This window comes from Anaerotignum sp. (genome assembly GCF_040307045.1).
Taxonomy (GTDB): Bacteria; Bacillota; Clostridia; order Lachnospirales; family Anaerotignaceae; genus Chakrabartyella.
Window position 1 is genome coordinate 224,653 of record NZ_JAWRKF010000017.1, and the last position, 25,780, is coordinate 250,432.

28 protein-coding genes and 1 pseudogene are annotated in these 25,780 nt (G+C 37.3%); 4 read left to right on the top strand and 25 right to left on the bottom strand.

Annotation, left to right across the window (positions count from 1 at the left end; translation table 11 throughout):
* Window positions 1–304 precede the first annotated feature (304 nt).
* The 4 genes from ABVZ64_RS09780 to rsmH all read right to left on the bottom strand — a co-directional run bounded on the left by ABVZ64_RS09780 (window position 305) and on the right by rsmH (window position 3,860).
* A complete protein-coding gene (locus ABVZ64_RS09780; protein ID WP_352400832.1) occupies window positions 305–1,048 on the bottom strand; it encodes an ABC transporter permease in 744 nt (247 codons plus the stop codon).
* Window positions 1,035–1,769 (bottom strand): ABC transporter ATP-binding protein, encoded by a 735-nt coding sequence (locus ABVZ64_RS09785; RefSeq protein WP_352400833.1) that lies wholly within the window; start codon window positions 1,767–1,769, stop codon window positions 1,035–1,037. Before ABVZ64_RS09785 ends, ABVZ64_RS09780 begins: the two co-directional genes overlap by 14 nt.
* A 56-nt stretch (window positions 1,770–1,825) precedes the next feature.
* Window positions 1,826–2,602 (bottom strand): MerR family transcriptional regulator, encoded by a 777-nt coding sequence (locus tag ABVZ64_RS09790; RefSeq protein WP_352400834.1) that lies wholly within the window; start codon window positions 2,600–2,602, stop codon window positions 1,826–1,828.
* A 208-nt stretch (window positions 2,603–2,810) separates the two neighbouring features.
* On the bottom strand, window positions 2,811–3,860 hold the full coding sequence (gene rsmH, locus ABVZ64_RS09795; protein ID WP_352400835.1) for a 16S rRNA (cytosine(1402)-N(4))-methyltransferase RsmH: 1,050 nt from the start codon (window positions 3,858–3,860) through the stop codon (window positions 2,811–2,813).
* A gap of 798 nt (window positions 3,861–4,658) precedes the next feature.
* Between rsmH and ABVZ64_RS09800 the strand changes: the two genes are divergently transcribed.
* Entirely contained in the window at window positions 4,659–4,997 is a 339-nt protein-coding gene (locus ABVZ64_RS09800; RefSeq protein WP_352400836.1) for a Crp/Fnr family transcriptional regulator, read from the top strand.
* A 399-nt stretch (window positions 4,998–5,396) separates the two neighbouring features.
* Here ABVZ64_RS09800 and ABVZ64_RS09805 read toward each other — a convergent pair whose 3' ends face one another.
* The 6 genes from ABVZ64_RS09805 to ABVZ64_RS09830 form a co-directional block, all read right to left on the bottom strand.
* The gene (locus tag ABVZ64_RS09805) at window positions 5,397–6,101 is read right to left on the bottom strand and encodes an FprA family A-type flavoprotein (RefSeq protein ID WP_352400837.1); all 705 of its coding nucleotides are present in this window, start codon (window positions 6,099–6,101) and stop codon (window positions 5,397–5,399) included.
* A 226-nt stretch (window positions 6,102–6,327) separates the two neighbouring features.
* A complete protein-coding gene (locus ABVZ64_RS09810; RefSeq protein ID WP_352400838.1) occupies window positions 6,328–6,489 on the bottom strand; it encodes a cupin domain-containing protein in 162 nt (53 codons plus the stop codon).
* Between the two features lie 119 nt (window positions 6,490–6,608).
* On the bottom strand, window positions 6,609–6,797 hold the full coding sequence (locus ABVZ64_RS09815) for a ferredoxin (RefSeq protein ID WP_352400839.1): 189 nt from the start codon (window positions 6,795–6,797) through the stop codon (window positions 6,609–6,611).
* A gap of 272 nt (window positions 6,798–7,069) precedes the next feature.
* Window positions 7,070–10,612, bottom strand: a complete 3,543-nt coding sequence (nifJ, locus tag ABVZ64_RS09820) for a pyruvate:ferredoxin (flavodoxin) oxidoreductase (RefSeq protein WP_352400840.1) — start codon at window positions 10,610–10,612, stop codon at window positions 7,070–7,072.
* Between the two features lie 27 nt (window positions 10,613–10,639).
* A complete protein-coding gene (locus tag ABVZ64_RS09825; RefSeq protein ID WP_352400841.1) occupies window positions 10,640–10,831 on the bottom strand; it encodes a CDIF630_02480 family spore surface protein in 192 nt (63 codons plus the stop codon).
* A gap of 314 nt (window positions 10,832–11,145) precedes the next feature.
* On the bottom strand, window positions 11,146–12,450 hold the full coding sequence (locus ABVZ64_RS09830; RefSeq protein ID WP_352400842.1) for an FAD-dependent oxidoreductase: 1,305 nt from the start codon (window positions 12,448–12,450) through the stop codon (window positions 11,146–11,148).
* Window positions 12,451–12,699: 249 nt separating this feature from the next.
* Here ABVZ64_RS09830 and ABVZ64_RS09835 point away from each other — a divergent pair, with 249 nt between their 5' ends.
* Window positions 12,700–12,927, top strand: coding sequence for a manganese catalase family protein (locus ABVZ64_RS09835; RefSeq protein WP_352400843.1), 228 nt, complete (start codon window positions 12,700–12,702; stop codon window positions 12,925–12,927).
* Window positions 12,928–13,815: 888 nt separating this feature from the next.
* On the opposite strand, the gene ABVZ64_RS09840 is transcribed toward ABVZ64_RS09835, so the two are convergent.
* From ABVZ64_RS09840 to ABVZ64_RS09890, 11 genes are all read right to left on the bottom strand, one after another.
* The gene (locus ABVZ64_RS09840; protein WP_352400844.1) at window positions 13,816–15,192 is read right to left on the bottom strand and encodes a nickel-dependent hydrogenase large subunit; all 1,377 of its coding nucleotides are present in this window, start codon (window positions 15,190–15,192) and stop codon (window positions 13,816–13,818) included.
* Window positions 15,193–15,194: 2 nt separating this feature from the next.
* A complete protein-coding gene (locus ABVZ64_RS09845) occupies window positions 15,195–16,091 on the bottom strand; it encodes a hydrogenase small subunit (protein WP_352400845.1) in 897 nt (298 codons plus the stop codon).
* A 19-nt stretch (window positions 16,092–16,110) separates the two neighbouring features.
* Window positions 16,111–16,581 carry a cytochrome b5 domain-containing protein gene (locus ABVZ64_RS09850; protein ID WP_352400846.1) on the bottom strand — a complete coding sequence of 157 codons (471 nt, stop codon included), beginning with the start codon at window positions 16,579–16,581 and terminating at the stop codon, window positions 16,111–16,113.
* Between the two features lie 81 nt (window positions 16,582–16,662).
* A complete protein-coding gene (gene hypE, locus ABVZ64_RS09855; protein WP_352400847.1) occupies window positions 16,663–17,664 on the bottom strand; it encodes a hydrogenase expression/formation protein HypE in 1,002 nt (333 codons plus the stop codon).
* On the bottom strand, window positions 17,664–18,701 hold the full coding sequence (gene hypD, locus ABVZ64_RS09860) for a hydrogenase formation protein HypD (RefSeq protein ID WP_352400848.1): 1,038 nt from the start codon (window positions 18,699–18,701) through the stop codon (window positions 17,664–17,666). The genes hypE and hypD overlap by 1 nt, the downstream gene beginning before the upstream one ends.
* The gene (locus tag ABVZ64_RS09865) at window positions 18,694–18,915 is read right to left on the bottom strand and encodes a HypC/HybG/HupF family hydrogenase formation chaperone (RefSeq protein WP_352400849.1); all 222 of its coding nucleotides are present in this window, start codon (window positions 18,913–18,915) and stop codon (window positions 18,694–18,696) included. Before ABVZ64_RS09865 ends, hypD begins: the two co-directional genes overlap by 8 nt.
* Window positions 18,830–21,181 (bottom strand): carbamoyltransferase HypF, encoded by a 2,352-nt coding sequence (gene hypF, locus ABVZ64_RS09870; protein WP_352400850.1) that lies wholly within the window; start codon window positions 21,179–21,181, stop codon window positions 18,830–18,832. The genes ABVZ64_RS09865 and hypF overlap by 86 nt, the downstream gene beginning before the upstream one ends.
* The gene (locus tag ABVZ64_RS09875; protein ID WP_352400851.1) at window positions 21,178–21,435 is read right to left on the bottom strand and encodes a hypothetical protein; all 258 of its coding nucleotides are present in this window, start codon (window positions 21,433–21,435) and stop codon (window positions 21,178–21,180) included. The genes hypF and ABVZ64_RS09875 overlap by 4 nt, the downstream gene beginning before the upstream one ends.
* Window positions 21,428–21,889, bottom strand: a complete 462-nt coding sequence (locus ABVZ64_RS09880) for a hydrogenase maturation protease (RefSeq protein WP_352400852.1) — start codon at window positions 21,887–21,889, stop codon at window positions 21,428–21,430. The genes ABVZ64_RS09875 and ABVZ64_RS09880 overlap by 8 nt, the downstream gene beginning before the upstream one ends.
* A gap of 53 nt (window positions 21,890–21,942) precedes the next feature.
* Window positions 21,943–22,218 (bottom strand): hypothetical protein, encoded by a 276-nt coding sequence (locus tag ABVZ64_RS09885; RefSeq protein ID WP_352400853.1) that lies wholly within the window; start codon window positions 22,216–22,218, stop codon window positions 21,943–21,945.
* Between the two features lie 13 nt (window positions 22,219–22,231).
* On the bottom strand, window positions 22,232–22,648 hold the full coding sequence (locus tag ABVZ64_RS09890; protein ID WP_352400854.1) for a hypothetical protein: 417 nt from the start codon (window positions 22,646–22,648) through the stop codon (window positions 22,232–22,234).
* 297 nt (window positions 22,649–22,945) lie between these two features.
* Here ABVZ64_RS09890 and ABVZ64_RS09895 point away from each other — a divergent pair, with 297 nt between their 5' ends.
* The gene (locus ABVZ64_RS09895) at window positions 22,946–23,410 is read left to right on the top strand and encodes a spore coat protein (protein ID WP_352400855.1); all 465 of its coding nucleotides are present in this window, start codon (window positions 22,946–22,948) and stop codon (window positions 23,408–23,410) included.
* Window positions 23,411–23,443: 33 nt separating this feature from the next.
* On the opposite strand, the gene ABVZ64_RS09900 is transcribed toward ABVZ64_RS09895, so the two are convergent.
* Together ABVZ64_RS09900 and ABVZ64_RS09905 are read right to left on the bottom strand one after the other, a co-directional pair.
* Window positions 23,444–23,632, bottom strand: a complete 189-nt coding sequence (locus ABVZ64_RS09900; RefSeq protein ID WP_352400856.1) for a hypothetical protein — start codon at window positions 23,630–23,632, stop codon at window positions 23,444–23,446.
* A 271-nt stretch (window positions 23,633–23,903) separates the two neighbouring features.
* Window positions 23,904–24,029 (bottom strand): hypothetical protein, encoded by a 126-nt coding sequence (locus ABVZ64_RS09905; RefSeq protein ID WP_352400857.1) that lies wholly within the window; start codon window positions 24,027–24,029, stop codon window positions 23,904–23,906.
* Window positions 24,030–24,168: 139 nt separating this feature from the next.
* On the opposite strand from ABVZ64_RS09905, the gene ABVZ64_RS09910 reads away from it, so the two are divergent.
* Window positions 24,169–24,489, top strand: coding sequence for a hypothetical protein (locus ABVZ64_RS09910; RefSeq protein WP_352400858.1), 321 nt, complete (start codon window positions 24,169–24,171; stop codon window positions 24,487–24,489).
* Window positions 24,490–24,941: 452 nt separating this feature from the next.
* Here the strand turns inward: ABVZ64_RS09910 and ABVZ64_RS11935 are convergent, their stop codons facing one another.
* Both ABVZ64_RS11935 and ABVZ64_RS09920 read right to left on the bottom strand, forming a co-directional pair.
* Window positions 24,942–25,199, bottom strand: a complete 258-nt coding sequence (locus ABVZ64_RS11935; protein ID WP_502892594.1) for a hypothetical protein — start codon at window positions 25,197–25,199, stop codon at window positions 24,942–24,944.
* Window positions 25,111–25,717, bottom strand: a pseudogene (locus ABVZ64_RS09920) (phage portal protein); the annotation flags it as partial. The gene ABVZ64_RS11935 and the pseudogene ABVZ64_RS09920, both read right to left, overlap by 89 nt.
* Between the last annotated feature and the right edge of the window lie 63 nt (window positions 25,718–25,780).

Consider the following 25,780-nt stretch of genomic DNA (forward strand, 5'->3'; position numbering starts at 1 on the left):
TAACCCCTCTCCAATAGAAATTTCACCCAGCCAATGTTATGTAAATACCGAGTTTGAAAAAAATACCGGCCACGTTGTTGAACCATGGTAATGATACTATACTCGTATTATAATTTTTTAAAAAAGGACAACCGAGTGGTAAAAAATGATATGCTTCCTTTATAAGAAACATTGAAATAAATCACTGAATCTTATGAAGGGAGCATATTAGAACATTGAGAAGCCGTCCTCTTTTAAATTGGTTAAAATCAGTTTAAGCCTTGATTTAAGTGCATTACAAAAAGCGAATGATTTCCCTTCCTCATCACTCCCATTTAAAAAAAATAATTGCGATTATTGAACAGATAATTGTAATAACAGTCATTATGATTATGGGCAGTACGGCATTGCTAACAGGTAATCCAAGTGTAGCGGATTTTAATATCTTTATGCCTTGCGTAAGGGGTAAAATATCAACGATTTTTTGCATTGCAGTTGGCATTACTTCGTACGGTAAAGTTGCACCCGAAAAAATCAGCATGGGAAAATACAGTAAACTTGCAATAATTCCCGCTACTTTAGAATTCTTTGAAATGCCACCCACCATCATACCGATAGAAAACATTGAAATCATAACGAAAAGCCAACCAAGAATAAACTCATAAATACTGCCTTGCATACGAAACTTAAAAAATGTAATTGCCACAGCAAACAGCGTGATTAATGATACTAATGAGTAAAGGGCATAGATTGTAACCTGAACAAGTAAGATAATCGTAGGCTTCACGGGTGTTACCTTAAATCTTTTTAAAATATGCTTGCTTCGATAGTCAGAAATAACTAAGGGAAGTCCCATAACTCCACCAGCACAGATAGCAATTGTAGCTATCGCCCCAAAAGACTGCTCTAAAAATGTGTAATCAGCATCAATAAAAGCTGCATTATCGCCGTAAATAATTCCAAGTACCACAAGGACAATAATCGGCATGCAAATAGCAAAAATAAACATATCCATTCCACGTAGTGATAATTTGATTTCTGTTTTAAGCAATGTACTAAATGTTTTCATTTTCTCTTGCCTCCTTATCTGTGTACCAAAGATAGGCATCCAGAAATTTATCATAAGGACTTTTTGTTATGGCATCTTCAACCGTACCATAAAACACTGAATTGCCTTTCTTGAGGATACATATTTCGTCGCAAAGCTCCTCAACCTCATCCATAAAATGAGAGGTCAAAAGAATAGTGAGTCCTTGCTGCTTTAATTCTTTTATGATTTGCCAAACATCTCTTCTTGCCCTTGTATCAAGTCCTGTTGTGAGCTCGTCAAGAAAAACCACTTCAGGATTTGGAATAAGCGCAAGTATGATAAACAACCTTTGCTTTTGGCCACCGGATAATTCTTTTACTAAGGTTTTGGACTTGTCTGCAATACCGAATTTATTAAGTAGTGTACGATAATCGGTGACTTTCTTATAAAGAGACGACATCACCTCACAAAGCTCTTCAACACGAATGTTCTCTTGATAATTTGACTCTTGAAACTGAACCCCCACCTTTTGAAACAATTCTTTGCGATCTACTTTTGGATTTAATCCTAAAATTGAAACTGTTCCGCTGTCTATAGGTTTTGTCCCAAGCACACATTCAACTGCCGTGCTTTTACCTGCTCCATTCGCTCCAAGCAATCCAAAAACGGTACCTTTTTTAACAGCAAAGCTAAAGTTGTTTACTGCATTAAGATGTCCATATGCTTTTGATAGATTTTCTACCTTGATAATATCACGCATTTTCATAGCCTCCTTTTCGTAATATAAAAAGAATAACACCAAACAAAAGTCTGGTGTTAAAATGGAGGGTTTGAATATCTACTTTTCATTTTGTAAAGTATTGATTTTATAGCAATTGCATTTTCTTTTGCACTGCCCAAAGATACAATTAGCCTATCGCAAGCAGATATAATCTCCTCGTTATAATCTGGCGTATTCAATACTGCGCTAATATCCGCTTTAGAATTTTTATCAAGAGCATTCATCATACGAAGAATTGCAGAAAGGGAATAGTTGGCGCATTTGAGTGAACGGATAATTTTAAGTTTCCTAATATCATCATCGGTATAAACACGATAGCCGTTTTTCTTTCGCTTTACTTTAAACAGTCCATTCATTTCCCAATTTCGGAGTGTATCCATTGATATTCCAAGTATATTAGATGCTTCTTTTCGCTTTAAGGCATATGGGTTTTCTAGGTTAGCTCCTCTAAGCAGTTCTTTTACTATTTTTACCGCTTCATTGGCATTACAAATTTCAATCCCAACGGAATAGATATATTGTTCTGTTAGTTTCATTGCTGTATCAAATTCACATAATGCTGACAGTTTAACAATAGAAACTGCTTTTTTACGTAACCCATTTTGAAGTACCTCAATCTGAAAAGCTGTACGAGCTAGTTTGAATTGTTCAAGATGCAAATCTGTAAACACACGATAGCCATTTTCTTTACGCATAGGTTTCGAGATAAACCCTATATCTTCGTACATTCTTACGGTATTAGGATGTATACCAATTATTTTTGCAACTTGATTTGTTGTATATGTGTTTTCTATAATATCACCAACTTCCAACAGGAAAATGTAGGGTTTATAATTTTAACATAGTAAAAAGCTTGCTTCAACCTTTTAAAATGATAATAGAGGATAGAACAAACGTGAAGTAAAATCCGTTCACCATTCTCTTGCACGGATACTCTGGAGCAATTGTAACCTTATCATAAAAGGCTTTATCAACGCAAAAATATCCTGATTTAGTTGGCTTTCCTCGATGGCGGTTCAATCAAGCTTTAATTGCCCATCTCATTTTTGCTGAACGAGCACGACTATTCATATTACATTCTTCTACTGTCGGCCGGATAACCTCCGTTGCGATTTCGCTGTAAACGCCTTCAAGCGCCAATCTTTTAAAAGATTTTTTAACCAGTCTATCTTCTCCTGAGTGAAAAGTTAGTATCGCTACACGTCCACCTTTTGCAAGGGCATTAGGAAGTTTTTCTAAAAATTCAAATAAGACCTCAAATTCATTATTCACATCAATCCGCAGTGCTTGGAATGTTCTTTGACATGATTTCTTAATCGCTTCTTTTCGTTCATCTACTGGAATAAATTGAAGCGCATCTCCAATAATTTGTTGGAGCTTAGTAGTCGTATAAATATCAGCTCCATTTTCGATTCTGGAAACAATAGCTTTAGAAATTATTTTGGAATACGGTTCGTCTGAATTTTCAAGCAGCATACCTTCTAATTCTTCTTGCGTAATAGTCCTTAGTCGTTCAGCCGCAGAGATACCCTTCTCAGGATTCAGTCGTAAATCCAAAGGCCCCTCGCTTTTATACGAAAACCCTCTGTCTGGATTATCTATTTGCATTGAAGAGACGCCTAAATCTGCTAAAATAAAATCAAACAAACCTGACTCAGCAACAACTTCATCAATATTGGCGAAGTTTAGTTGCTTGGTAGTTAGTATGTCTGGTCCATAACCTAAATGCTCTAGTCGTTCTTTCGTTTTGGATATTTCAATAGGATCGACGTCGAGTGCATACAAATGTCCCTTGGATTCTAATCGATTTAGCATTTCTAGCGTATGTCCACCATAACCCAAAGTTGCATCCAAACCAGTTTGCCCTGGCTTAATTTTTAAGAACTCCATTATTTCATTGACACATATTGAAATGTGCATACCAGCAGGTGTATTTCCCTTTTGAATGACTTTTGCTATAGTATCTACATATTTTTCTGGTTGAAGCTCCTTATATTTTTCTTTATAGCTTCGTGGATGCGTTCCTTTATATCTGGTACGTCGTTTGTGTTCCTTTTCTTGATTACCCATGAATTATCTCTCCCTTATCTTGACTCGCCTTTTTATATTTTTCCTTAGTGTGTAGGACAGAAAACTGTAGTCTCTTGGAGAAATTATTGTCGATTTCTTTCAGAAACAAGATGCACTTCCTAATAATTCTTCCTATTTCATATCCAATGACTAATTTTCAAAATTCGATAGTTCCTAATAAACATAATTAGGGTTTTGTATCAAATTAATAACTACTGCTTATAAACAAAATGGGATTTGTAACCCAACACCATTAATGCCCCTTATATCACCACATTTACACTTATAAGTTCCGCCTGTTTAATAACAATCTCGATTGCATTTTGGGCTTACTCTGATGGATACTTATATTTATGCAACAGATGCTTAATCTGAATTTCCTCTCATGTACACCGTAGCTGTATTATGTTTATCATCCCACGTTAATGAACTGCAAAAACCTTTATATGTTTTTTTGCAATAACTTTCTTAATCATGAAACCATTCACATAATGATACCATATTTGATGAATTATTGCGAGCACAGGAAATTACGGGAGAAGTAGCACCCTCTAATACAGTGACTTGGCCTGTTTTGCTTATTAATGTCCTTGTTGGGATATGGTACTGAATGTGGATTTTACCGCTGTTTTTATTTTATCACTTACATTTACTTTTGTTTCACTGTTTGCACTTATCTGCTAAGACTTCCTGCGGCTGCTTTACAAACATTATCTCATCTCACTAAATAAACGCCTATATGTTGCGCGTGCAACATATAGAAATTTGATTTATACTCCATTCAAGGAGGCGATATAGATGTATGACGTTTATCTCAAACAACTTCAGAAAATGCCATTATTTGAGGGAATCAAAGAGACTGAAATTGATTCTATGCTTACTTGTCTGGGAAGCTACTTACGTTCCTACAAAAAGGGAGAATTCATTTTTCTTGCAGGTGAATCAATAAAATCTGTTGGCGTCATTATAAGTGGATCTGTTAATATGATTAAAGAGGACATTTGGGGCACCCAAACCCTTATCGTTTCTATGAAAACAGGAGAAGTTTTTGGAGAAACTTTTGCCTGTGGAAACTTTTCCGACTCTAAAGTTACTTTTACTGCAAGCACAGACTGTTTGATTTTATTTCTTTCTTAGAATAAAGTCCTTCATTCTTGCAGCATGTCCTGCACCTTTCATCATCGGCTAATCGAAAATATGGTAGGGCTTATTAGCAGTAAGAATATCCAACTAATAGAAAAAATAGAAGTAACTTCTAAAAAAACTTTGCGTGAAAAAATTTTGACCTATCTTTCCATTCAGTCCCAACAGCAAGGATGTTCATATTTTGATGTTCATTTGGGCGTCTTGAGATGGCAGCTTATCTATGTGCAGATCGCAGCGCATTAACCCGTGAATTATCGCAAATGCACTACGAAGGTTTGCTGGACTACGAAAAGAATACATTCCATCTCTTAAAATAGAACAGTAATTATCCCCAAATTTATCTACTGGTCTTGTGCAACGGTTTCACCCTTTATGCTTTCTGATGACCAATTAATACGCAGCGCATTCTGATTTATAAAGAGCAAAAACTTCATCCAATTTCCCTGTCAAAATCACGCCATGCCCTGGTGCGATACATTTCAAATTCAAGTCTGCTATGCCCAAAACAGTGCGTTTTTCATTGGGAGTTGCCTGTGCAAACACTTTGTCGAAATATGTTTTCGCTCCCTGCAAAACACTATCTTTGGTATAGTCTTTATCCAAGGGCGGTTCGCATCCCAAGTATTGCCCAAACAAATCATTAGAAAACAAAATTTGCTCATTTTCAAAATAAGTGACCATATTATCATCCCAGTGTAATCCTGGTGTATGGGTAAAGCGGAACTCAAATGTTCCAATTTTTAAGGTGGATAAATGTGCTACTCCTATAAAATTTGCATTTGGATAACGGGAAACCAAGCGATGTTTACAAGCTGCTGTGCAGTAAATTGGAATATCCGTCCTTTCAGCCAGCAATAGTCCAAGGGCTCCACTATGATCTTCTTCGGAATGATTAAGGATGATGGCATCCAACTGGCTAAGAGAACCGAATTGCTTTAATTCAGCCATGAACATCTCTCCAGCTTTTTCGGGAACAGTATCAATTAGTACATTTTTTTCTCCCTGCAAGAGATACGCCAAAAACGAAAAACTACGCTCCGGCTTTTGGATAACCTTTCCCAGAACTGTACAAACATCGGAAATTGAATAATGCATAAATCTTCCTCCCTTTATTCTTGATTGATTTACTTTATGTTAGTGATAGCTTTAGTTTAAAATAAGCTTCTCTTGATAATTTTGCGTGGGCAACATGAAGTTAAAAAGGTGAGAACTTTATTGTTCGTTCCCACCACTACGTTTTTTTGCAAGCGTAACTGTCTTTTCCATGTATGTCCAAGACAATAAATTTCACTCCAAGTCGGATTTAATACAAAGGTGATTTTTATGCTGGCATAATCAAGGTTTCCACTGCACTCAAAATATATTCAGAACCTTCCACATTGAACTGCCCGGTGCCTTTTAGCACCAAAACCATTGCATCACCGGTAGAATCATGAGAGCTGATTGCTTCCCCTTTTGAATATCGAAAAAGAGTTATGCTCACATGAGAATTCTACGGCAGCGTTTTACTTACAATTTGTCTAGCCTGAACCAAACTTCGCCTTTTAAGGACAAGGCTATTTCATGTTCTATATTTTTAATGTAATTCATTCAATAACCTCCTCAGTCATCGTTTTCAATGGCATTCACAGGGCATCCACTTTGCATCTGTGCGGCAGCATCCACCTCATCTACGGACACTTCCTCTTTGGAAGCAATTGCAACTCCTGCATCCGTCATTTTAAAAACTTCAGGACAACCCATTGCACATAACCCACACCCAATACAACTGTCGTTTACAAAATACTTCATAAGAACATCTCCTTTTCAGAATCCCTCGTTAAAATTTGGTTTTATTTGTTGACACAATAATATCACAGAGCTAACAAGTTTTTTGTTGTTAAAACAACATAAACGATATTTTCCTATTTTTTTTATATGTTCTTGCCTATAATTTCAGTAATTTCCCCAGTTCTATCTCACTATGCCCGTTGTGTTTAATGCGGAAAAAACAGATTAACTTTTGAAATGCTCCTTTCCATTAGATAAAAGACAACATTATCTAACAAAAAGGAGCACCCATATTAAAATGAACTCATTTTTCTATATAACTCATAACGCTCTTTTGCTTGTTCTTCTGCCTTTGTAAACAAATGTTCCGCTTCATCTGGAAATGTTCTAGCAAGCGAACTGTATCGAACTTGTCCCATTAAAAAATCTCGAAAACTTTCCGTTGGTTCCTTCGAATCAAGTATAAACGGATTTTTACCTTGTTTGCTTAACTGGGGATTATATCGATATAGATGCCAATATCCTGCGTTTACCGCCTTCTTAATCGTAGCCATGCTTTTTCCCATGCCTTCTTTTATACCATGGCTGATACAAGGCGCGTAAGCAATGATAATAGAAGGCCCCTTGAAGCTTTCTGCCTCACTAATTGCCTTGATTAGTTGCGCATTATCTGCATGGATACCTACCTGTGCCACATACACATTTCCGTAAGTCATCAGCATTCGACCTAAATCCTTCTTGCCTGCTTTTTTTCCCGTGCTGGCAAATTTAGCGACTGCTGCTGCAGGGGTAGATTTAGATGCTTGGCCACCTGTGTTGGAATAAACCTCTGTATCAAATACCAGCACATTTATATCTTCCCCTGATGCCATAATATGGTCGAGGCCACCAAACCCAATATCGTAAGCCCAACCATCCCCACCAATAATCCACTGTGAACGCTTTATCAAATAATCTTTCCTTTGTTTAATATTATTTAATAATTGCATTACATCATCGTCCGTAATTTTGTAATTCTCTATTGTATCAATAAGCCTGTTACTTACCTGTTCACTATCTTTTCCATCTTCTTTATTGTTTAACCAGTCACTGATTAATTCTTTAATAATAACATCTACATTTGTGGACAATAGCTGTCTCATTGTTTGTTCCAAGGCGTTTCTCATTTGTTTAGTTGCAAGGTACATTCCAAACCCAAATTCTGCATTATCCTCAAATAAAGAATTAGCCCAAGCAGGTCCTTTTCCCTCTTTATTTGAAGAATAGGCACTGCTTGGTGCACTTGCACCCCAGATGGAAGAACAGCCAGTGGCATTGGCAATCATCATTCGATTTCCGTACAATTGGGTAATAAGTTTGATATAAGCTGTTTCCCCACAACCTGCACAAGCACCTGAAAATTCCATTAATGGTTCCCTAAACTGACTATCTTTAACTGTGACACCAAGTGGAATGTTAGATTTATAACCAATGGTGCAATTTGCAAACTTCCAATTATCTACTTCGTCAGATAATTGTGTTTCGACGGGCTTCATGACAAGAGCCTTTTCCTTGGCTGGGCAGATATCTGCACAGTTTCCACAACCTGTACAATCCATTGGACTGATCTGCATTCTATAATATAAACCTTCAAAGGATTTGCCTTTGGCTTTTACTGTATAAAAAGAAGTGGGTGATTTTTCTAATTCTTCTTCCGTTAGCAAAAAAGGTCTTATTACTGCATGAGGGCAAATATAAGAACACTGGTTGCACTGAATACAATTTTCTTCAATCCACTCAGGTACATTAACGGCAATGCCTCGCTTTTCATAGGCTGTAGTGCCTGAAGGAATGGTCCCGTCCTCTCTACCACTAAAGGCACTAACAGGCAGGTCTTGACCCTTATGTGCCTGCATTGGTCTCATTATATTTTTCACAAAATCAGGCTCCACAATGGAATTTTTGCAAATCATTTGGTTATTTTCATTTGCATTCAACCATTCCTTGGGCACTTTTACCTCGTGAATTTGTTCAACGCCTTTTAAAATAGCGTCCTGATTCATTTTTACTACCATATCCCCTTTTTTACTGTAGGAATAGCGTACCCCTTTGTTTAATTCGTCAATAAATTTTTCTTTCGGAAGTATATTGATTAGTCTGAAAAACGCCCCTTGCATGACCATATTAATTCGGTTGCCAAGACCGATCTCTTCTGCAATCTTTACAGCATTGATTGTATAGAATTTAACTTGTTTTTCTGCAATTAATTTTTTATATTTAGACGGAAGATATTGTTCTAATTCATCGTCAGACCACTGGCAGTTTAGAACGAAAATGCCGCCTTGTTTCACATCATCAAGTATATCATATTTGTTAACATAGGACTGGTTATGACACGCAACATAATCTGCATTACCTACCAAATATGTGGACTTAATTGGTGACTTACCAAAACGAAGATTTGATATGGTAACCCCACCTGATTTTTTGGAGTCATAGTCAAAATAAGCCTGTACGTAATTCTCGGTTTTATTACCAATAATCATAATGGCCTGTTTGTTTGAACCTACCGTACCATCAGAGCCCAACCCCCAAAACTTACAGGAAATGCGGTCAGATGGTTCTGTAGAAGCTATCAGAACTCTTTCTAATGAGGTGTGTGTAACATCATCTACAATACCTATTGTAAAATTTGTTTTAGACTTTTTCTGTTTTAAGTTTTCATAAACCGCTGTGATATCCGCCGAATTGGTGTCCTTCGACCCTAGGCCATATCGGCCACCCACAATGACTGGGGCATGATCAACGTCACTAAAACAACCCTTGACATCCAAAAAAAGAGGTTCACCAATGGAACCAGGCTCCTTTGTACGATCAAGCACCGCAATTTTTTTAACAGACTTTGGAATAGTATTTCGTAAATGCTTGCTGGAAAAAGGACGATACAAATGCACTTTAACCAAACCGTATTTTTCTCCATTAGCATTGTGATAATCAATGGTTTCCTCGATAGTCTGTGTTACTGATCCCATTGCTATAATGATATATTCAGCATCTTTCGCCCCATAATAATCAAACAATCCGTATTGCCTTCCTGTTTTTCTACCTAGCTGCGAAAGGTAATCCTCTACAACTGGTATAATATCATTGTAGAATGGATTACTTGCCTCTCTTCCCTGAAAATAGATATCAGGATTCTGGGCTGTACCACGGGTAACGGGATGATTTGGCGATAATGCTCTATCCCTAAATTCCTGTAACGCTTTATAATCTACCATTTCTGAATAGTCACTATATTCCAAAGCCTCTACTTTTTGTATTTCATGTGATGTCCTAAATCCATCAAAGAAATGTACAAATGGCAACCTACCTTTTATCGCAGATAGATGTGCAATGGCAGCTAAGTCAACCACCTCTTGCACAGAACCACTTGCCAATAGTGCACATCCTGTTTGCCTGACTGCCATAACATCCTGATGATCCCCAAAGATGCTTAGGGCATGGGTTGCAATTGCTCTAGCGCTCACATGAAGTACGCCAGGCAAAAGCTCCCCTGAAACCTTATACAAATTTGGTATCATTAATAATAACCCTTGGGAAGCTGTAAAGGTCGTTGTTAATGCCCCACCTTGGAGAGAACCATGAAAGGCCCCTGCGGCACCAGCCTCCGACTGCATCTCAACGACGTTAACTTGCTGATTAAATATATTTTTTCTACCCTCCGCAGCCCATTCATCTGTTATTTCTGCCATACCGGAAGATGGCGTAATAGGGTATATGGCCGCAACATCCGTAAATGCATAAGCCGTATATGCTGCTGCTGTATTTCCATCTAAAGTTAACTGTATTTTCCCCATAAACTAACTCCTCAACTGTATATTTTTTTAAAGCTTACTCCCATTATCAACCCAATTTTTGGCTTTTTCTATACTATAATGCCCTGGAATGTTAACATTTGTTGCCTTATCTACCTGATCCATATTAGCCCATGCGGCTGTTGTCTCTTTATTAGTGGCAGTTGTACTGTAAAGTCTCTTATTGTCCTCTCCACTTAATGTTTTCTTGTTGCTTGACATACGTATTTCCCTCCTTTATATTTATAAACTCAATTTTTTAATCCCGACTGTTATCATATAATCTACTTGTAAAATTTTCCAACAGAATTTTTATTCTTCTGTGCAAATAAGCCGTATCATTGAGACATTTAATTTTCAAAGTCCCTTATTGCAATAAAGGTACATACTCTGTTTTATTCTTACGAAAAGCTCATAATAGACTTTAAACTCATTTTACTCTTTTTTTACTATAGTTTTGTTCACATAACAAACATTGTGCTGAAGGTCACGTTTAAACAAAAATAGCTTCTCAAATCAATGAACTCCAACCTTCTTTAAAGTTTTTTTCTTAAATTTCCCGTTGCGGGATTATCAATTTGTTTTCCCTCTTTTGTAAATCGTGAACCATGACAAGGGCAATCCCATGAATGCGCCACACTGTTCCACTTTAAGGCACAGCCCATATGAGGACAACGGGGTGTTGTGGGTGTAAGCAAATTGACCATTGCTTGAATGGCATTACAGGCAAGCTGTGGTCGAAGAATTGTGCGGGATGGGGAGAACACCTTCGCATAAGGATTCTTTTTTCCTAACACTATGTCAGTAAGGATCTTGGCTGATACCATGGAAGAAGTCATGCCCCATTTATTGAATCCTGTAGTAACATATAAATCTGTTGTACCAGCAGAATATTTACCAATATACGGGATCCCATCAAGGGTCATGCAATCCTGGGTTGCCCAACTGTATCTGATTTTTGCATTCGGATAGTACCGACTTCGAAAATCTTCAAGTTCTTTAAAATTCCCACCTTTTTTACCCGTACGGTGATCCCCTCCGCCAATGAGTAAAAGATCTTCATAATTGCGAAAGGACATTCCTTTTTGTGCTTCATCCACATACATTCCCTCTACATTTGGGGCATTTTCCAATGCAAGCACATAGGAACGGTGCTGATACATATTCAAGAAATAGCTGCCATGCTTATTCACAAAGGGAAAATGAGTGGCCACAATAATTTTATCCGCTATAATTTTTCCACGGTCTGTGACAGCAGTTGTACCAATTAACTCACGAACAACCGTATGCTCGTATATTGATAGCCCTTTTGCAATACTAGAAACAAATTTCAACGGGTTAAACTGACCCTGTCCATAAAATTTGATTGCACCCGAGATAGAAAATGGAAGGGGAAGTGAGTCAACAGCCTGGGCCGAAAAGCCGATTTTACGAAGGGCAGCAAACTCCCTTTCCACCTTCTTGGGGTCATCAAGGGAATAAACATAGTTATCCTTTTCTTCAAAATTGCAATTAACTATTTTGCACAGCTTACGATATTCTTTTAGTGCCTCTTCATTGGCTTCAAGATAGAGTCTTGCTGTTTCCACATCATTCTCGCGAATTAATTTATCATAGATAAAACCATGCTGTGATGTGATTTTTGCTGTTGTGTTTTTCGTGATACCGTTACAAATTTCATCTGCCTCAACAAGTATATATTTCACACCAGCCTGTTCAAGCATATAAGCACATAAGATTCCCGCTAGACCTCCGCCGATGATGAGTATATCCGTTTTGATATCCTGATTCAGAACATCAAAACTTGGTAAATTTGATTTTTCTTGCCAAACGGATTTCATATTTGTCCACCTTCCTCCGCACAATCCCCCCCCCGGACCATTTGCTTGTATAGCAATTGAGTCTTTCAATCTAGTAAAACATCTTATTATGTTAGTTCAAACAAGTTCTAGTTGAGATTCTATTCTAAATATTGTTTTCAGAAAAAGGAATAATATTCGAGGAAAGGAAATGTTATGAGGATCAAATTAGAAAAGCAACTTTGACATCCTGTTGAAATAGAAAGACCAAATCTCTAGCTTGCTGATTTTATGCAGCAGCAAGACGGTAGAAACGGTGAACTAAAAGCTACATTGCAGTATATGTCTCAAAGCTTTCGCATCAAGGATCCTGCTATCAAGGATTTAATTATGGATATTGCGGCTGAAGAGTTCAGCCATATGGAAATGGTTGCGCAAACTATTAATTTCCTCAACGGACACTATGTGGAAATACAAAAGCCAAACTTGTCAGCTTTAACAATCCAAATGGATAAATGAAAAGAATGGCAACCAAAGGTTGCCATTCTTTTTTTATAATAACTCATTTCATTTCTTCAGACTGTTCAAAAATCCTATAGGGAAATGCTAATATATTTCACAATGAGGAATTTCGGTATCACATTCCCCTTGATGCCATAGTATTACTGGCAATTCGCTATTTTCTGCAAATTTATCTTCATTTATTGCGCGACAAAATAAGGTTCCATCAATTTGAACACTTAACAAAGGAACTACTACCTTCTGTATTTAGAATAAAACCAAATTTCCCCTCATTATCCTAGCATCAAACCTCTGCAAACGATGCTACAAGCCCTAAACCCGCAACTGGTCTATCAAAATGTATAGCTCAATCATCATTTGTCATCTTCCATTTGGCAATGTCATAATTTTTTCAATATAAACCAGAGATACTTCATATGTAAATCCGCTTAAGTCATTAGGAAATTAACAAACTTGCTCACAATTTCCAGCAGGCGTTTTAATCTCATGAAGTTTCCAGCACCTCATTTTCAAACATGGAAAATTCATATGTTGACGACACTTATTTAAACTTCTATTTTCGACATGATTTGACACAAATTTCAACATGGATTGAGAGGATAGCATTGATGTTTTACGCCTTTGGCTGTTGAAGGGATCTGGTCAACGGAATTTTTACAGGAGAAAAAATATATAATTAATGGCACCGTTTTTTATTTTGATACAGTAATTTCATTCCGAGCTAGGTTACACAGTCGTTCGTAATCATCTGCAAAGTTGTAATAGAATGTTACTGTCCCCAACAATCAGATCTATATCGAACACTGTAGATTACAGGGTGATAATGCCGAACACATTTTAATAAGATTAAACTTCTTGCATTTTCCCAGTATAAACCTTCAGAAATTAAACTACCTGTATTGTATTAATATGTTTTCCTTCTGAAAAAACATGTGTTGCACAAGAAACACATGGATCAAAAGAACGTATGATTCTTCCTATTTCAACAGGAGTATTAATATCATGCACTTGAGCTCCAATTAATGCCTGTTCTCCCGTTCCCTTTATCATTTTTGTTTGTGTTGATAGGTTCCAAGCAGAAGGTGTTATAATTTGATAAAAAGCAATTGTTTGATTTTCTATTTCAATCCAATGCCCAAGGGCACCTCTCGTTGTATCAATCAATCCGCTCCCCATGGCTTTTTCCGGCAAAGTATACTCTTCTTGTATAGATACATTGGGAATTAAATTCTCTAAGAGTGTTTTCATAATTCCTACAATTTTTTTAGCTTCAAAAACCCTAGCAATGGTCCGATCCATAGTAGAAATTCCATTTCTGTAATCACCACAAAGCCATTGTCTTGCCAAAGGACCCACCTCATAAGGAAGATTATTATATCTGGGTGCTTTTATCCATGAATATGCTTGATTCTTTTGAATATCAGGTTCGTTATTCTCGTCATACCAAGCATAGGTATTTTCCTGGGTTATTTCATCAGGCTGAAAAGTTGAAATTGTGTGATTAGAATACACAAGGGGATCTACATATAATGTTCCTAAAGCTTTGTAATTGTCAAAACATCCATAACTTAATAAATTGCCATAGCCTTTTCCTATATGATAATACTCGGAATAATATTCCCCAATTTTAAATACATCAGGAAGCATTTTGTCATTAATAAATTCCCCAATCCCATCAAGAATTGAAGTTATTGCAATCATCTTATCTATGGTCATTTGCGCAGTAATCCCACCGATAAAAACACCATGATTGTGGGGTGCTTTCCCCCCCAGTATCGCTAACATTTGATGTGCACTGCGGCTAATCTCCAAAGAAGCAAAATAATCCTCTACCATTTTATCATTTAAATTTTTAGGGAGTCTGTAATCATTATGATCCGTCTTGAATAAGGGATAGTTTTCTGGCAGCTTTACAAAATCAGGAAGAGTATATTGATAAAAATGTCTTATATGATTTTGGAGATACTCACATCCATGCACAATATCTCGCAGATATCTTCCTTGCTCAGACGGAACAAAATGCATGGCATTTTCTAAAGCAAGGGAGGATGCCACAGAATGTGCAGTGGAGCAAATTCCACAAATTCGTTGGGTAAAATAAATAGCATCCAAAGGATTTCTTCCGATCAACATTTTTTCAAATCCACGAAACATCATCCCTTTTGTTTTTGCATCCACCACCCTATGATCTTCAATATCTGCTTCTATTTCCATAAAACCGCTAATGCGGGTAACTGGGTTTATCGTTATTTTTTTAGGCATCCTTACTCCCCTTTCGTAGTATCAAAACTAATAAACGGCTCCATGGCATCTGGAAAGCCAAATTGCGCACAGCCAATGCAAGGGGAATCATCCTCAATAGGCCAATTCACATGACCATTCCATTGGCGAATTGGGCAGTCAATGCGAGTGACAGGGCCACGACAGCCCAATTTAAACATACAGGTTTTTTCCCCAAGTTTACTTGCAAAAATACCACGATCAAAATAGGATCTCCTTGGGCATCTATCATGAATGGTGGTGCTATAAAACATTAAAGGTCGATTTCGGCTATCCAAAGGGGGTTCTCCATATAATAAGATATATGCAAGGGTTCCCATGAACCAATCAGGGTGACATGGGCAACCTGGTAATTGAATCACTTCTCTTTCTAAAACTTTATGTACCCCTACGCATTCCGTTGGATTCGGCCTTGCGGCAGATACACCACCATGGGCTGCACATGCACCTACTGCAATAACATATGCCGCTTTTTCTCCCAGCTTTTTAACCGCCTCCAGTCCTGTTACTGCATGCTCCTTCTGTCTACCAATAATGTTATATATTCCATCATCTTTTAAGGAAACTGCGCCCTCCACCGCAAGAATAAAATCAGAACCAATTATGTCAAATAAATCATCCATAGCCTGACTCCCCTCAGCTGAAGCCAAGCTATTGCTGTATATAAAGTTCGTCATTTGGGTTATAAGATACTGAAAATCTGGATTTTGACCATTTAATAGCGAAATAATATTTCCTGAGCACCCATTTAACTCAAGCCAGACAAGATTCGTCTTTTCAATTTTTCTATTGACTATATCACTTTTTGCCCTTGCTACAAGGATTTCTGTGGATTTTAGCTTGTTTTCCTGATAAGGACATTTAAAATTTCCCTCACTCATGTTTTTCACCAACTTTGCATTAGGATAAAAACCCCACAACGGGCAGCTTTTTTAGAATATTTTCTCCTTCATGGCAAGAAGCAAATTCATTTGTCAAATCTCTGCCAGCACCAAGTCCAAAATGGGTTCCTGCTCCCCAAGCAGGATTATTAGTCACATCATAGACAAACCCATCAATTGCAACATATGCAGGATTTCCATTCTTTCCGTTACTCACTGCTAATTCTTGCCTTGTTATAGATCTTGTTGTATTTACTTCGCTTATGTTCTGTGTATTATCTTTAGGATGAAAAACAGGAATTTCTTCAACTCTTAGCTTATTTGTTTGATCAAGTTTTTTTAGTTTCCCGTCGAGTATCATAACTTCTCGATTCAAATGCTCTAAAACTTGATGCTCATTCTTGGAGTTATTGGCCAAAAGTGACTCTATATCCCTATGTATTTCCATCATGCTTTTGCGAATTGACGCTAAAAATAGTTCTAACTCCATCAAGTCCCTCCTTATGTCAAACTGTCATTCTATTAAGGAAATACCACATAATTCTTTATATGGGAATTATGCGTTGTTGCATTAACAAATTCTAGGAACAGTCTGCCCCTCCAAATTTGGAAGTAGTCGTTTCCCTCCAATATCCGTCTGCAAATAAACAAGGCCCTGGCAGTCTTTCGTAAAATGACCAATAATTTGTGCATCCTGATAACCACAAATCTCCTTTAATCCTTGAAGAATCCTGCTTCCAAAGCCACTTTTAACCACTAAAATCATTCTGCCTTCACAGGCAAGATACAACGGGTCAATCCCTAAAATATTATTGATTGCTTTCACTTGTGGATTGATTGGAATTCTATTTTCAATTAATTCTACGTTATTTCCCACATGAGTTGCAATTTCATTCAACACCGTGGCAATACCCCCTCTTGTGGGGTCTTTCATTAGCTTTATGTATGGAAGCTCCCTATCCAAGTCCGTAATAAGATGGCTTAAAGCACAACAATCACTTAAAACATTGGTTTCCATAGCAAGATCATACCGATCAAGCAATATGGCCGTACCATGCTCTGCAATGGTACCCGTAATAATAATTTCATCGTCGGGTTCAATCTGAGAAGGTGAAAATTTTTTCGACACAATCCCAATTCCTGAGGTATTCACAAATACTCCGTCGGCACAGCCGCATTCAACGACCTTAGTATCTCCCGTAACAATTCTTACACCATTTTTTTTACAAACCTCCCCCATGGATTGGGCTATTTTGCACAATACATCTATGTCAAAGCCTTCTTCAATAATAAAGCTTGCGCTGATATAAATGGGTTTTGCCCCAGCTGTTGTTAGATCATTCAGTGTACCACATACCGCAAGCTTACCTATATCCCCACCCCGAAAAAATAGGGGCTGCACAACAAAGCTATCTGTGGTATAGGCTAGCTTAGAGGGGTTTGTTGTAAAAACAAAAGAATCACAAAGAGGAGTTTCCTCGTCATTACCATAGTGCTTCAAAAACACTCGGTTGATTAATTCATTTGTTTTCACACCACCATCACCATGAACTAATTTAATTTTATTCGTCATTAAATTCCCCTCCCATATTTGTAATGAGCAGAGCAAGCCCCCTCAGAAGATATCATGCAGGGTCCCAAAGGATTTTCAGGCGTACAGCTTTGCCTAAATTTCTTACATTCATAGGGTGCTTTTCGTCCAAGTATGATTTCCCTACATTGGCAATCAGAAGGCTTCAAAATAATTTTTTCAGATATGAAAAATTTTTTTTTTGCATCAAGGTGTTGATAGTTTCCTCTCAAGCCTAACGCAGAACTTGAAACCATTCCGATTCCTCTCCAATATCCATCTTCTATTTGAAACACTTCGTTCAAATATTCTTTTGCCAGCTTGTTTCCTGTATTACAAACACATCGCCCATATAAATTTTGAAAAGAAACAGGTTTTTCCCCTTGAATTTGCCCTAAAAGATTGTAGACCCCTCCTTTCATGTCCTCTCCCTCAAACCCGCAAACCACGGCAGGAAGATGAAACTCCTCCGTCACAAAGCGAAATGCATCGGCTCCCAAAACTGATGCAACATGACCTGGACAAATGAGTCCATCAATCTTATTTCCCTTATCCGCAAGGATAAAGCGAAGAATTGGCTCCATCCGTTTTAGTGCAGTCAGAAAAAACAGGTTTTTTGGTCCATGTTCATATACGTTTTTTATGGTTGCTGCAATAATAGGTGCTGTAGTTTCAAAGCCAACTGCTAAAAAGACTACTGTTTTGTCCCCGTTTCTTCTTGCCAAAGTAATTGCATCCTCGGGAGAATATACAGTTATTACGTTGTCCTTCCTCTTTTTTTCTGAGAGACTTGTAAAAGTTCCCCTTACCTTTAACATATCCCCAAAAGTGGCAAGCATCACTTGATCAAAGGAGAGCAATTCTATTGCCACATCAATATAAGCCTCGCCAGTTACGCAGACAGGACACCCAGGGCCAGATAACAGCTTCACATCATCCGACAGTATGGAACGAATTCCCGATTTTGATATTGCCTGAGTATGTGTTCCGCAAACCTCCATAATACGAATTATTTTTTTATGTTCTTGATCCCTATTCATCGTCTTTTATCATCTCATTCAGTGTAAGATTTAAAAAATTGTATTCCTCCTGATTTATCTTTTCAATTGCAAAGCCAGCATGCAGCAACACAAAATCACCTGGCATAGGATTTTCAATGAGCTGAATGTTAATTTTTTGCCCAACTCCCATTGTTTTTGCATAGGCATAATTGCCCTGAATTGAAATAATCTTTGTAGGAATTGCAAGGCACATAAGCTCCCTCCTCCAAAACGGATGCCGCCACAGATGCTTGGCCAAAAGACAGCCCTCCATCATTCAGCGGTACTTTTTTATTGTAAAACACATTAAAATCTGACTTTCTGAGCTCTGCAATTATATTTTTTAAAAGATAAGCATTTTCAAAAACCCCTCCGCTTAAAAAAACACTGTCCAAATTAAATTTTTCTCTAATCTCACATGCACACATAACCGTTGCTTTACAAATTGTATTGTGAAATTTTGCAGATATGATAGAAATAGGTTGTTGATTTTTTAAATCCTGCAATACGCCTTTTAAAATACTTTGATACCCCAAAATAAACATACCATCCTCCCCTTCAACGACGGAAAAAAAGTATTCATCCGTTATTGTTTCATCCACCATTGCTTCAAGCTCAATGGCAGCCTGTGCCTCATAGGAAATGTGAGTTTTCTGCATTATAATGGCGGCAACACAGTCAAAAAGTCTCCCCATGCTTGAGGATTCATAGCAATTCACCTTGTTTTGTAATGCCCTTTCTACTAGTTTTCGTTGCAGCTGATCTATATTAGGGAAATAAGAATCTACGCTTTCTTTTATAGTATAAAGATAGGATGCAGCACATTTCCAAGGCTCCTCCATTGCAGAATCCCCTCCCTGTAACGTAGCATACGCTAAATGACCAGCCCTTTTGAAATCCGACCTACTACCAACCAAAAATTCTCCACCCCATATGGTTCCATCTGTCCCCATACCAGTTCCATCAAAAATAATGCCTATTCCCTCCCCATGGAATCCATGCTCCGCCATACACCCTGCCATATGTGCATGATGATGCTGAACAGCTATGTTCGTTTTGCCCAGCTTCTTTGCATATTGGGTTGAAAAATAATTAGGATGTAAATCATGTATAACGATTTTAGGGGATGCTTTTAAAAGCCCAGATAGCCTATCTATCACAAATGTATATTCATTACAAACCTCCAAAAGGTGCAGTTCTCCTAAATACTGGCTGATATGAGCAACTTTGTTATGTAGGAAACAAACAGATGCTTTTTGATTTCCCCCAAGGGCTAATATCTCATAAGGTGTCTCCATAGATAATGCCATAGGAGCATAACCCCGACCACACCGACAAATTAACACTTCATCACCAAGAACTTTGACAACGGAATCGTCAAGGGGTGTCATAATTTCACGATTATGTACAAGAAAATAATCAACCACATGCTTTAAATGTTCTAGCCCATCTTTATCTTTATAACAGATCGGCATTCCACTGATATTCCCGCTGGTCACAACCAAATATTTTAAAAAATTATCAAATAGAAGATAATGAAGGGGTGTGTAAGGGAGCATTACGCCATATTGATGCATATTGGGTGCAATTATTTCTGGAAGAATAGTATTGTTCCTTTTGCGCAGTAATACAATGGGGCGTATATTGTTAGAAATTGCTTCTTTCTCTAAAGTGTTTAAAGTACAAATACGTTCGATATTCTTTATTTCACTTGTCATAATTGCAAGAGGCTTGCAGGGCCTTTTCTTTCTACTCCTTAAGGTTGTAATTGCAGTTTCATCTTCTGCGTTGCAAACAAGGTGATACCCGCCTATCCCCTTTATTGCTATGATTTTCCCTGACTTTATTAAGTGTTTTGCTTTTTCAATGGGGCTTTCACACTCTATTACTTCACCCTTGCTGTTTTGTAAGGAATACTTTGGGCCACAGACAGGGCAACAGTTGGGTTGTGCATGAAACCTCCTGTTCTCGGGATTTTCATATTCCTCTTTACATGACGGACACATGGAAAAAGAACGCATTGATGTGTTGATTCTATCATAAGGTAACTCCCTTAATATAGAATATCTAGGTCCACAATTTGTACAGTTTGTAAAGGTATGTTCAAACCGCCTGTCCCGGAGATTTCGAATGTCCTGCAAGCAATCCTCACATATTGCCAAATCAGGAAGAAGATACCCTTCCATCTTTTCATCTTTAGAACTTTGTAGAATTTTAAAATCCTGATAATCAATTTTTTTAATCGGTGTAATGTTGATGTCATAAATGATTGCATTGGGTGGTGGATTGCTTTCCAATTCATGTAAAAATCTATCCAGTGCAAACTGGGCGCCACAAAGAACAATTACCACAGAAGACCCTTTGTTTTTCACATAACCTGTAAGCTGAAACTTTCTTGCAGTTTTATAAATATACGGTCTCATACCCACTCCCTGCACGATTCCGTGGATTTCAATCTGAAAACTTACAAATTCACTCATTCAATTTTCTCTCCATCTATCTGCTCAATGGTTGCAGTAAGCGGTTCAATTTCTTTCTTTTCAATTACCACATTGGTCCAATCTCCAATGAGTTTGCTTCTTCTATCCCCAAAATATTCCCGAATACTGCTTTCATTAATATGGCTATGGGTATGTACAATGATCACTAATTGCGTAATTTTTGCCATTGCATTTTCATCGCACAATTTAGTAATTGCGTCATATAAGTTTTGGTTCAAAAAAGTATCATGCATAATTGATTTCCTCCACTATAATTTTTTTTATATTCCTTTCAATTTCAGCACAAATTTGATGAAACTTCTCTTGCAAAACAGAACTTAGTTCATCACCAAAACCCAATTCCCCTATTTCCACACCAATCATATATCCTTTAAAATTGCTTTTATGTATTTTTATCAAGTCAATTAGACTCATGTCATGCTGCATCGATGAACCTATAAATTGGGCATTGATTTCTTCAAGTTTGATTAGATGAATGCTTCCCGGCTCTGCTCCTTTACAAAAGGCATCCAATATAAATAGAAAATCTTCTTTATTCAGTAAAAAGAAACAGGTTTGACAGTCTGTTTCTCCGAAAATAACTTGAATATTTAAATTTTGCAGTCTTTGTTCCAAATACTCAGCAACTTTAATTGCAATACCATCATCTTTCATAAATCGGTTTCCTATGGCAACCAGCTTTATCATAGCCTTACCTCATTCTTTCTAAGTTATTAAACCCAATTTTTGATCGTAGCCGTTTAAATAGGCTTTCTAAACGTCTTTAAAAAACTAATGATTGCCCATAGGAAAAGCCCACCTAAAACAACAATAATCCCCAAAAAAGTTGCATCCAGCGTTATTTCAAAAAATTCTCCACCTTCAATAAAAAAGGCGATTACATGATCTACAAACCACATAAGTGCAGCGCCCCAATATATAAAACACAAGTTATTCAACTTGTATTTGTTTTGCGGCAACCTAAACCTAAATATTGTTGATACAATCGCTGCTAACAAAATCATAATGAAATACATATAACCCCTCCCGTTAATTTTTTACCTTAAAGCATTTCTTTTTATGCTCAGCGACTATAACCAAAACCACCCACACTAATGTCACTAATATTGCCATTGGTATCCCCACCAAAGCCATTTCATGTAACATTTGGGGAATATCACTTGGGTTTTTCAATGCTGATAAAAAAGGCGGGTAAAGCATAATTTCACCATGCCATAGATGTTCTAAAGCCAATAAGAAAACACCACCCCATAATAAATTACATAACCAGCCTAGTTTATCGATACAGTCATAGCTGATTTGTAAATTATGGATTGACTCAATTTGTAACGCACTTATTCTTTCGTTTGAATTTTTTAAAAAAGCTTCCTTTTTCTTTTTCTCTACTATTTTTTTTGCAATAGAAACAATAATTGCTTCAGCCATAGGTACAACAAAACATGCCATAGATAAATATCCTCCCATTTCAAATTTAGGTAATACCAAATAATTCTGTGCGTAATATTTTATAAGCATACCCTTTGTACATACTATGTTTTTTTGTCTTTTGTAAGAACAACTTTATCCTTGCAATTAAAACGATTACTTTTATTTAAAGTCTTTTGTTGAAATTTTTCTTACTGGCAATAAACAATCTCAGAAGACAACAAGGAACTCCACGATATTCAGTCGAAAAATGTCTTATTTTAAATAAATGAATAGTTAAATCCCAAGCGGGTATATTATATTTGGAGGTGAACATATATGCAATTAACGCAAAAAGAAACATCGCTCTTAAAAGACTTAAAAGAGCAAGAACAAATCTGCGTAGAAAAATATAAAAAATATTCTATGGAGGCAAATGACGAACAACTTAAAAATCTATTTACGCAAATAGGTAAAACTGAGCAAAATCATCTAGATATCATCAATCAAATCTTAAACGGAACTGTTCCAGAAATGCAATCAGGGGGCAATCAGCAGACACAACTTTCATTTACTCCCACATATACTGCTGGGGACACAACAAGTCCTAATAAACAGAAAGATAGCTACCTTTGTACTGATTTGCTGTCTACTGAAAAACATGTCTCTACCACATATAACACCTGTATTTTTGAATTTAGAGATACAAAAATCAGAGACATCTTAAATCATATCCAAAAAGAAGAACAGAAGCATGGCGAACAGATATATAAGTATATGGAACAAAATGGAATGTATAATTAAGCTGGAACGTTTGCTTTTTTGAAAAATCTATTCTCATTCTACAACACAGGTGGGGAATGAGAGCAACAAAACAACAAGGCGGCTCACAATATTTGTGGTAGGTGCCTTGTTGTATCTTTGCTTTAGTCGATTATAATCTTTTATTTCTGGATTTCTTCTTTCTACCTCCTCAGCAGCTTTTGGGTAGAACATTTCTGAATTACGTACAATTTCCTTAAGCAATTTTAAGACTCACCAACATAAACACTTTCTTTGACAGTGATATCTATTTTCACATCTGACTTAAATCCTACTATAATCTTTACAAATAAACCTTGACATTTGCAACTAGTCACGTAACTAGCTGTTCAACATATTCGTTACTATCCTATCGTGTTCAGCCAAATATTCCGTCATTTCAGCAATTTTCTGTATCAAGCACTCACATTGGGCACTTTCTGCCAATGCATTCTGCTTGCATTCACGTAAACGGTTTATCTCATCATAAATATCTTCATAATCGACTTTCCCGTTTACCCTTTTGTAGCAATTCCTTTTGCAGCACTGTCCCCATCTCTTGTATCACAGCTGTTTCACTCTGCTCTTGCAACGACTTAAAAACTGTAAAAATGCCACCCATTTCACCCCCAGTGGAATCTCAATCAGACTTGTACTTCCAGAATTTTAAAAAATTCAGTACAAGTTGATACAGTTTAATGTCAAAGTGTCCTCTTCCGAATATTATGTATTAAACAAGCAATCAGAAAGGAGCTGCCGTCATGACAAAAAAAGAAGAATTATTATTAAAAGCCTTAGATGGAAAAACAGATGAAGAAAAAAAAGAGTATTTAGAAAAAGAATATAATCTAAGATGGAACTTCGCTGAAGGACCTTTTAAGTTTTGGCAAGCTAAGCTTTTCACTTATTGTTTCCAAGATGAGTTCGAAGATGAGCTAAATTGGTTCTTGTTCTTATACTCCCTTGCTGCAATAATTTATGGTTTTTGCTTTGAACCAGAAGAACCAACTTTCCTCGGCTGCACCTGCCCTTGTGGCAACAAACAAACACTCGTTTACTATTCAATCACATATGGGGATTAACAATCTTTCCTAGTAAGGCAATATTTTGTTAGCGAAAATATATCATTTCGCATTACCACTTTACCTCAATTCATTTAGGGACAACCTGTTGATTCCCTAAATAATAATTTTTAGCGAATCATTAACATTATACAAATGTTTCTAAAACACCGAAAAAGGACGTCGCCAAGCGATGCCCTTTTTCTTCGAAATTAATTACACCATTTACGACTCCTAACGAAAAATGGTGCGATTCCAAGAGAAGGTTACGTTTACTGTGGGCTTTTATCTTTGAAGCATTACAGATGCACGGCCTGACTTTCTCTGCGGTTCTTTTCCACTCATTGGTTTAGATGTCAGTGGCGTATTCACGGCTTAGAAAGTTCTGCTTACAACTGTTCCTGTCGTTCAAACGGCCGATGTTTGCCTAGGTCAGTGCTTACCTGTTCCATTTTGGAACAGGTAAGCATGTTTTAAATCTGCGCTGCGGCCACGCAATCGCTTTCTGGGGAGTTGACCCAAACTGTAATGCCACCACTGCCTGAAAGCAGCTCATTCATAAATATCTGTGGAGTAACATCGTCCTCAAACCAACTTTCCTCGGCGATGGTGCCGTTGAGCATTAGTATCCTTTTTTCTGTAATTAAATTTGATAAAATACTTCTGTTTTTCCTTAGACGAAAGTAGCGAGCACACCATAGACTGCTCCCATCATACAAGCCAAGGCTCAAGGGTGTATTTCACAAACTCCAAAGATTGCTCCTCTATATTAGAAAAGCTCGCCTTATCCAAATCACCAACCATATGGGGCGGGATATGGAAAATTCGAGCTATCTCCTTAATCTGAAATTTTCTTATTTCAAAAACTGTGCAAAGAACTTTGCTCCGTACTCCTCACAGGCAATGGCCATAACAATGGCATTCTTGGCAATAGCAATCAGACCATACCCAACCAAACCATCAAAACCAAGACCTGGGATATGCAGCACCTCCGATGATTTTAGAATCACAGTGGTGCCTTTAATAGTGTGCCTCCAGTTTCTGTGTATTGATAAAGATGAATTGGCAGCCCCGCAACCGCCTCAGCTAAGATACGGACACAGGAATACACCCCCGTCATCTACATGGAGGAACCCTAATTCACAGGGTTTTCTGCTGTCGTTCCACCAAAGAAAAAGCGTGAGGCCCTACCGGTGGTGCTGTTTATTGGTTTGTCACGGGATTTAAATAGACCGTTTAATATGCCCATTAAAATCACTCTCCCTTATAAAAATCAGCAAAAGAAAAGCACTCCCGAAGAAGTGCCCTTATA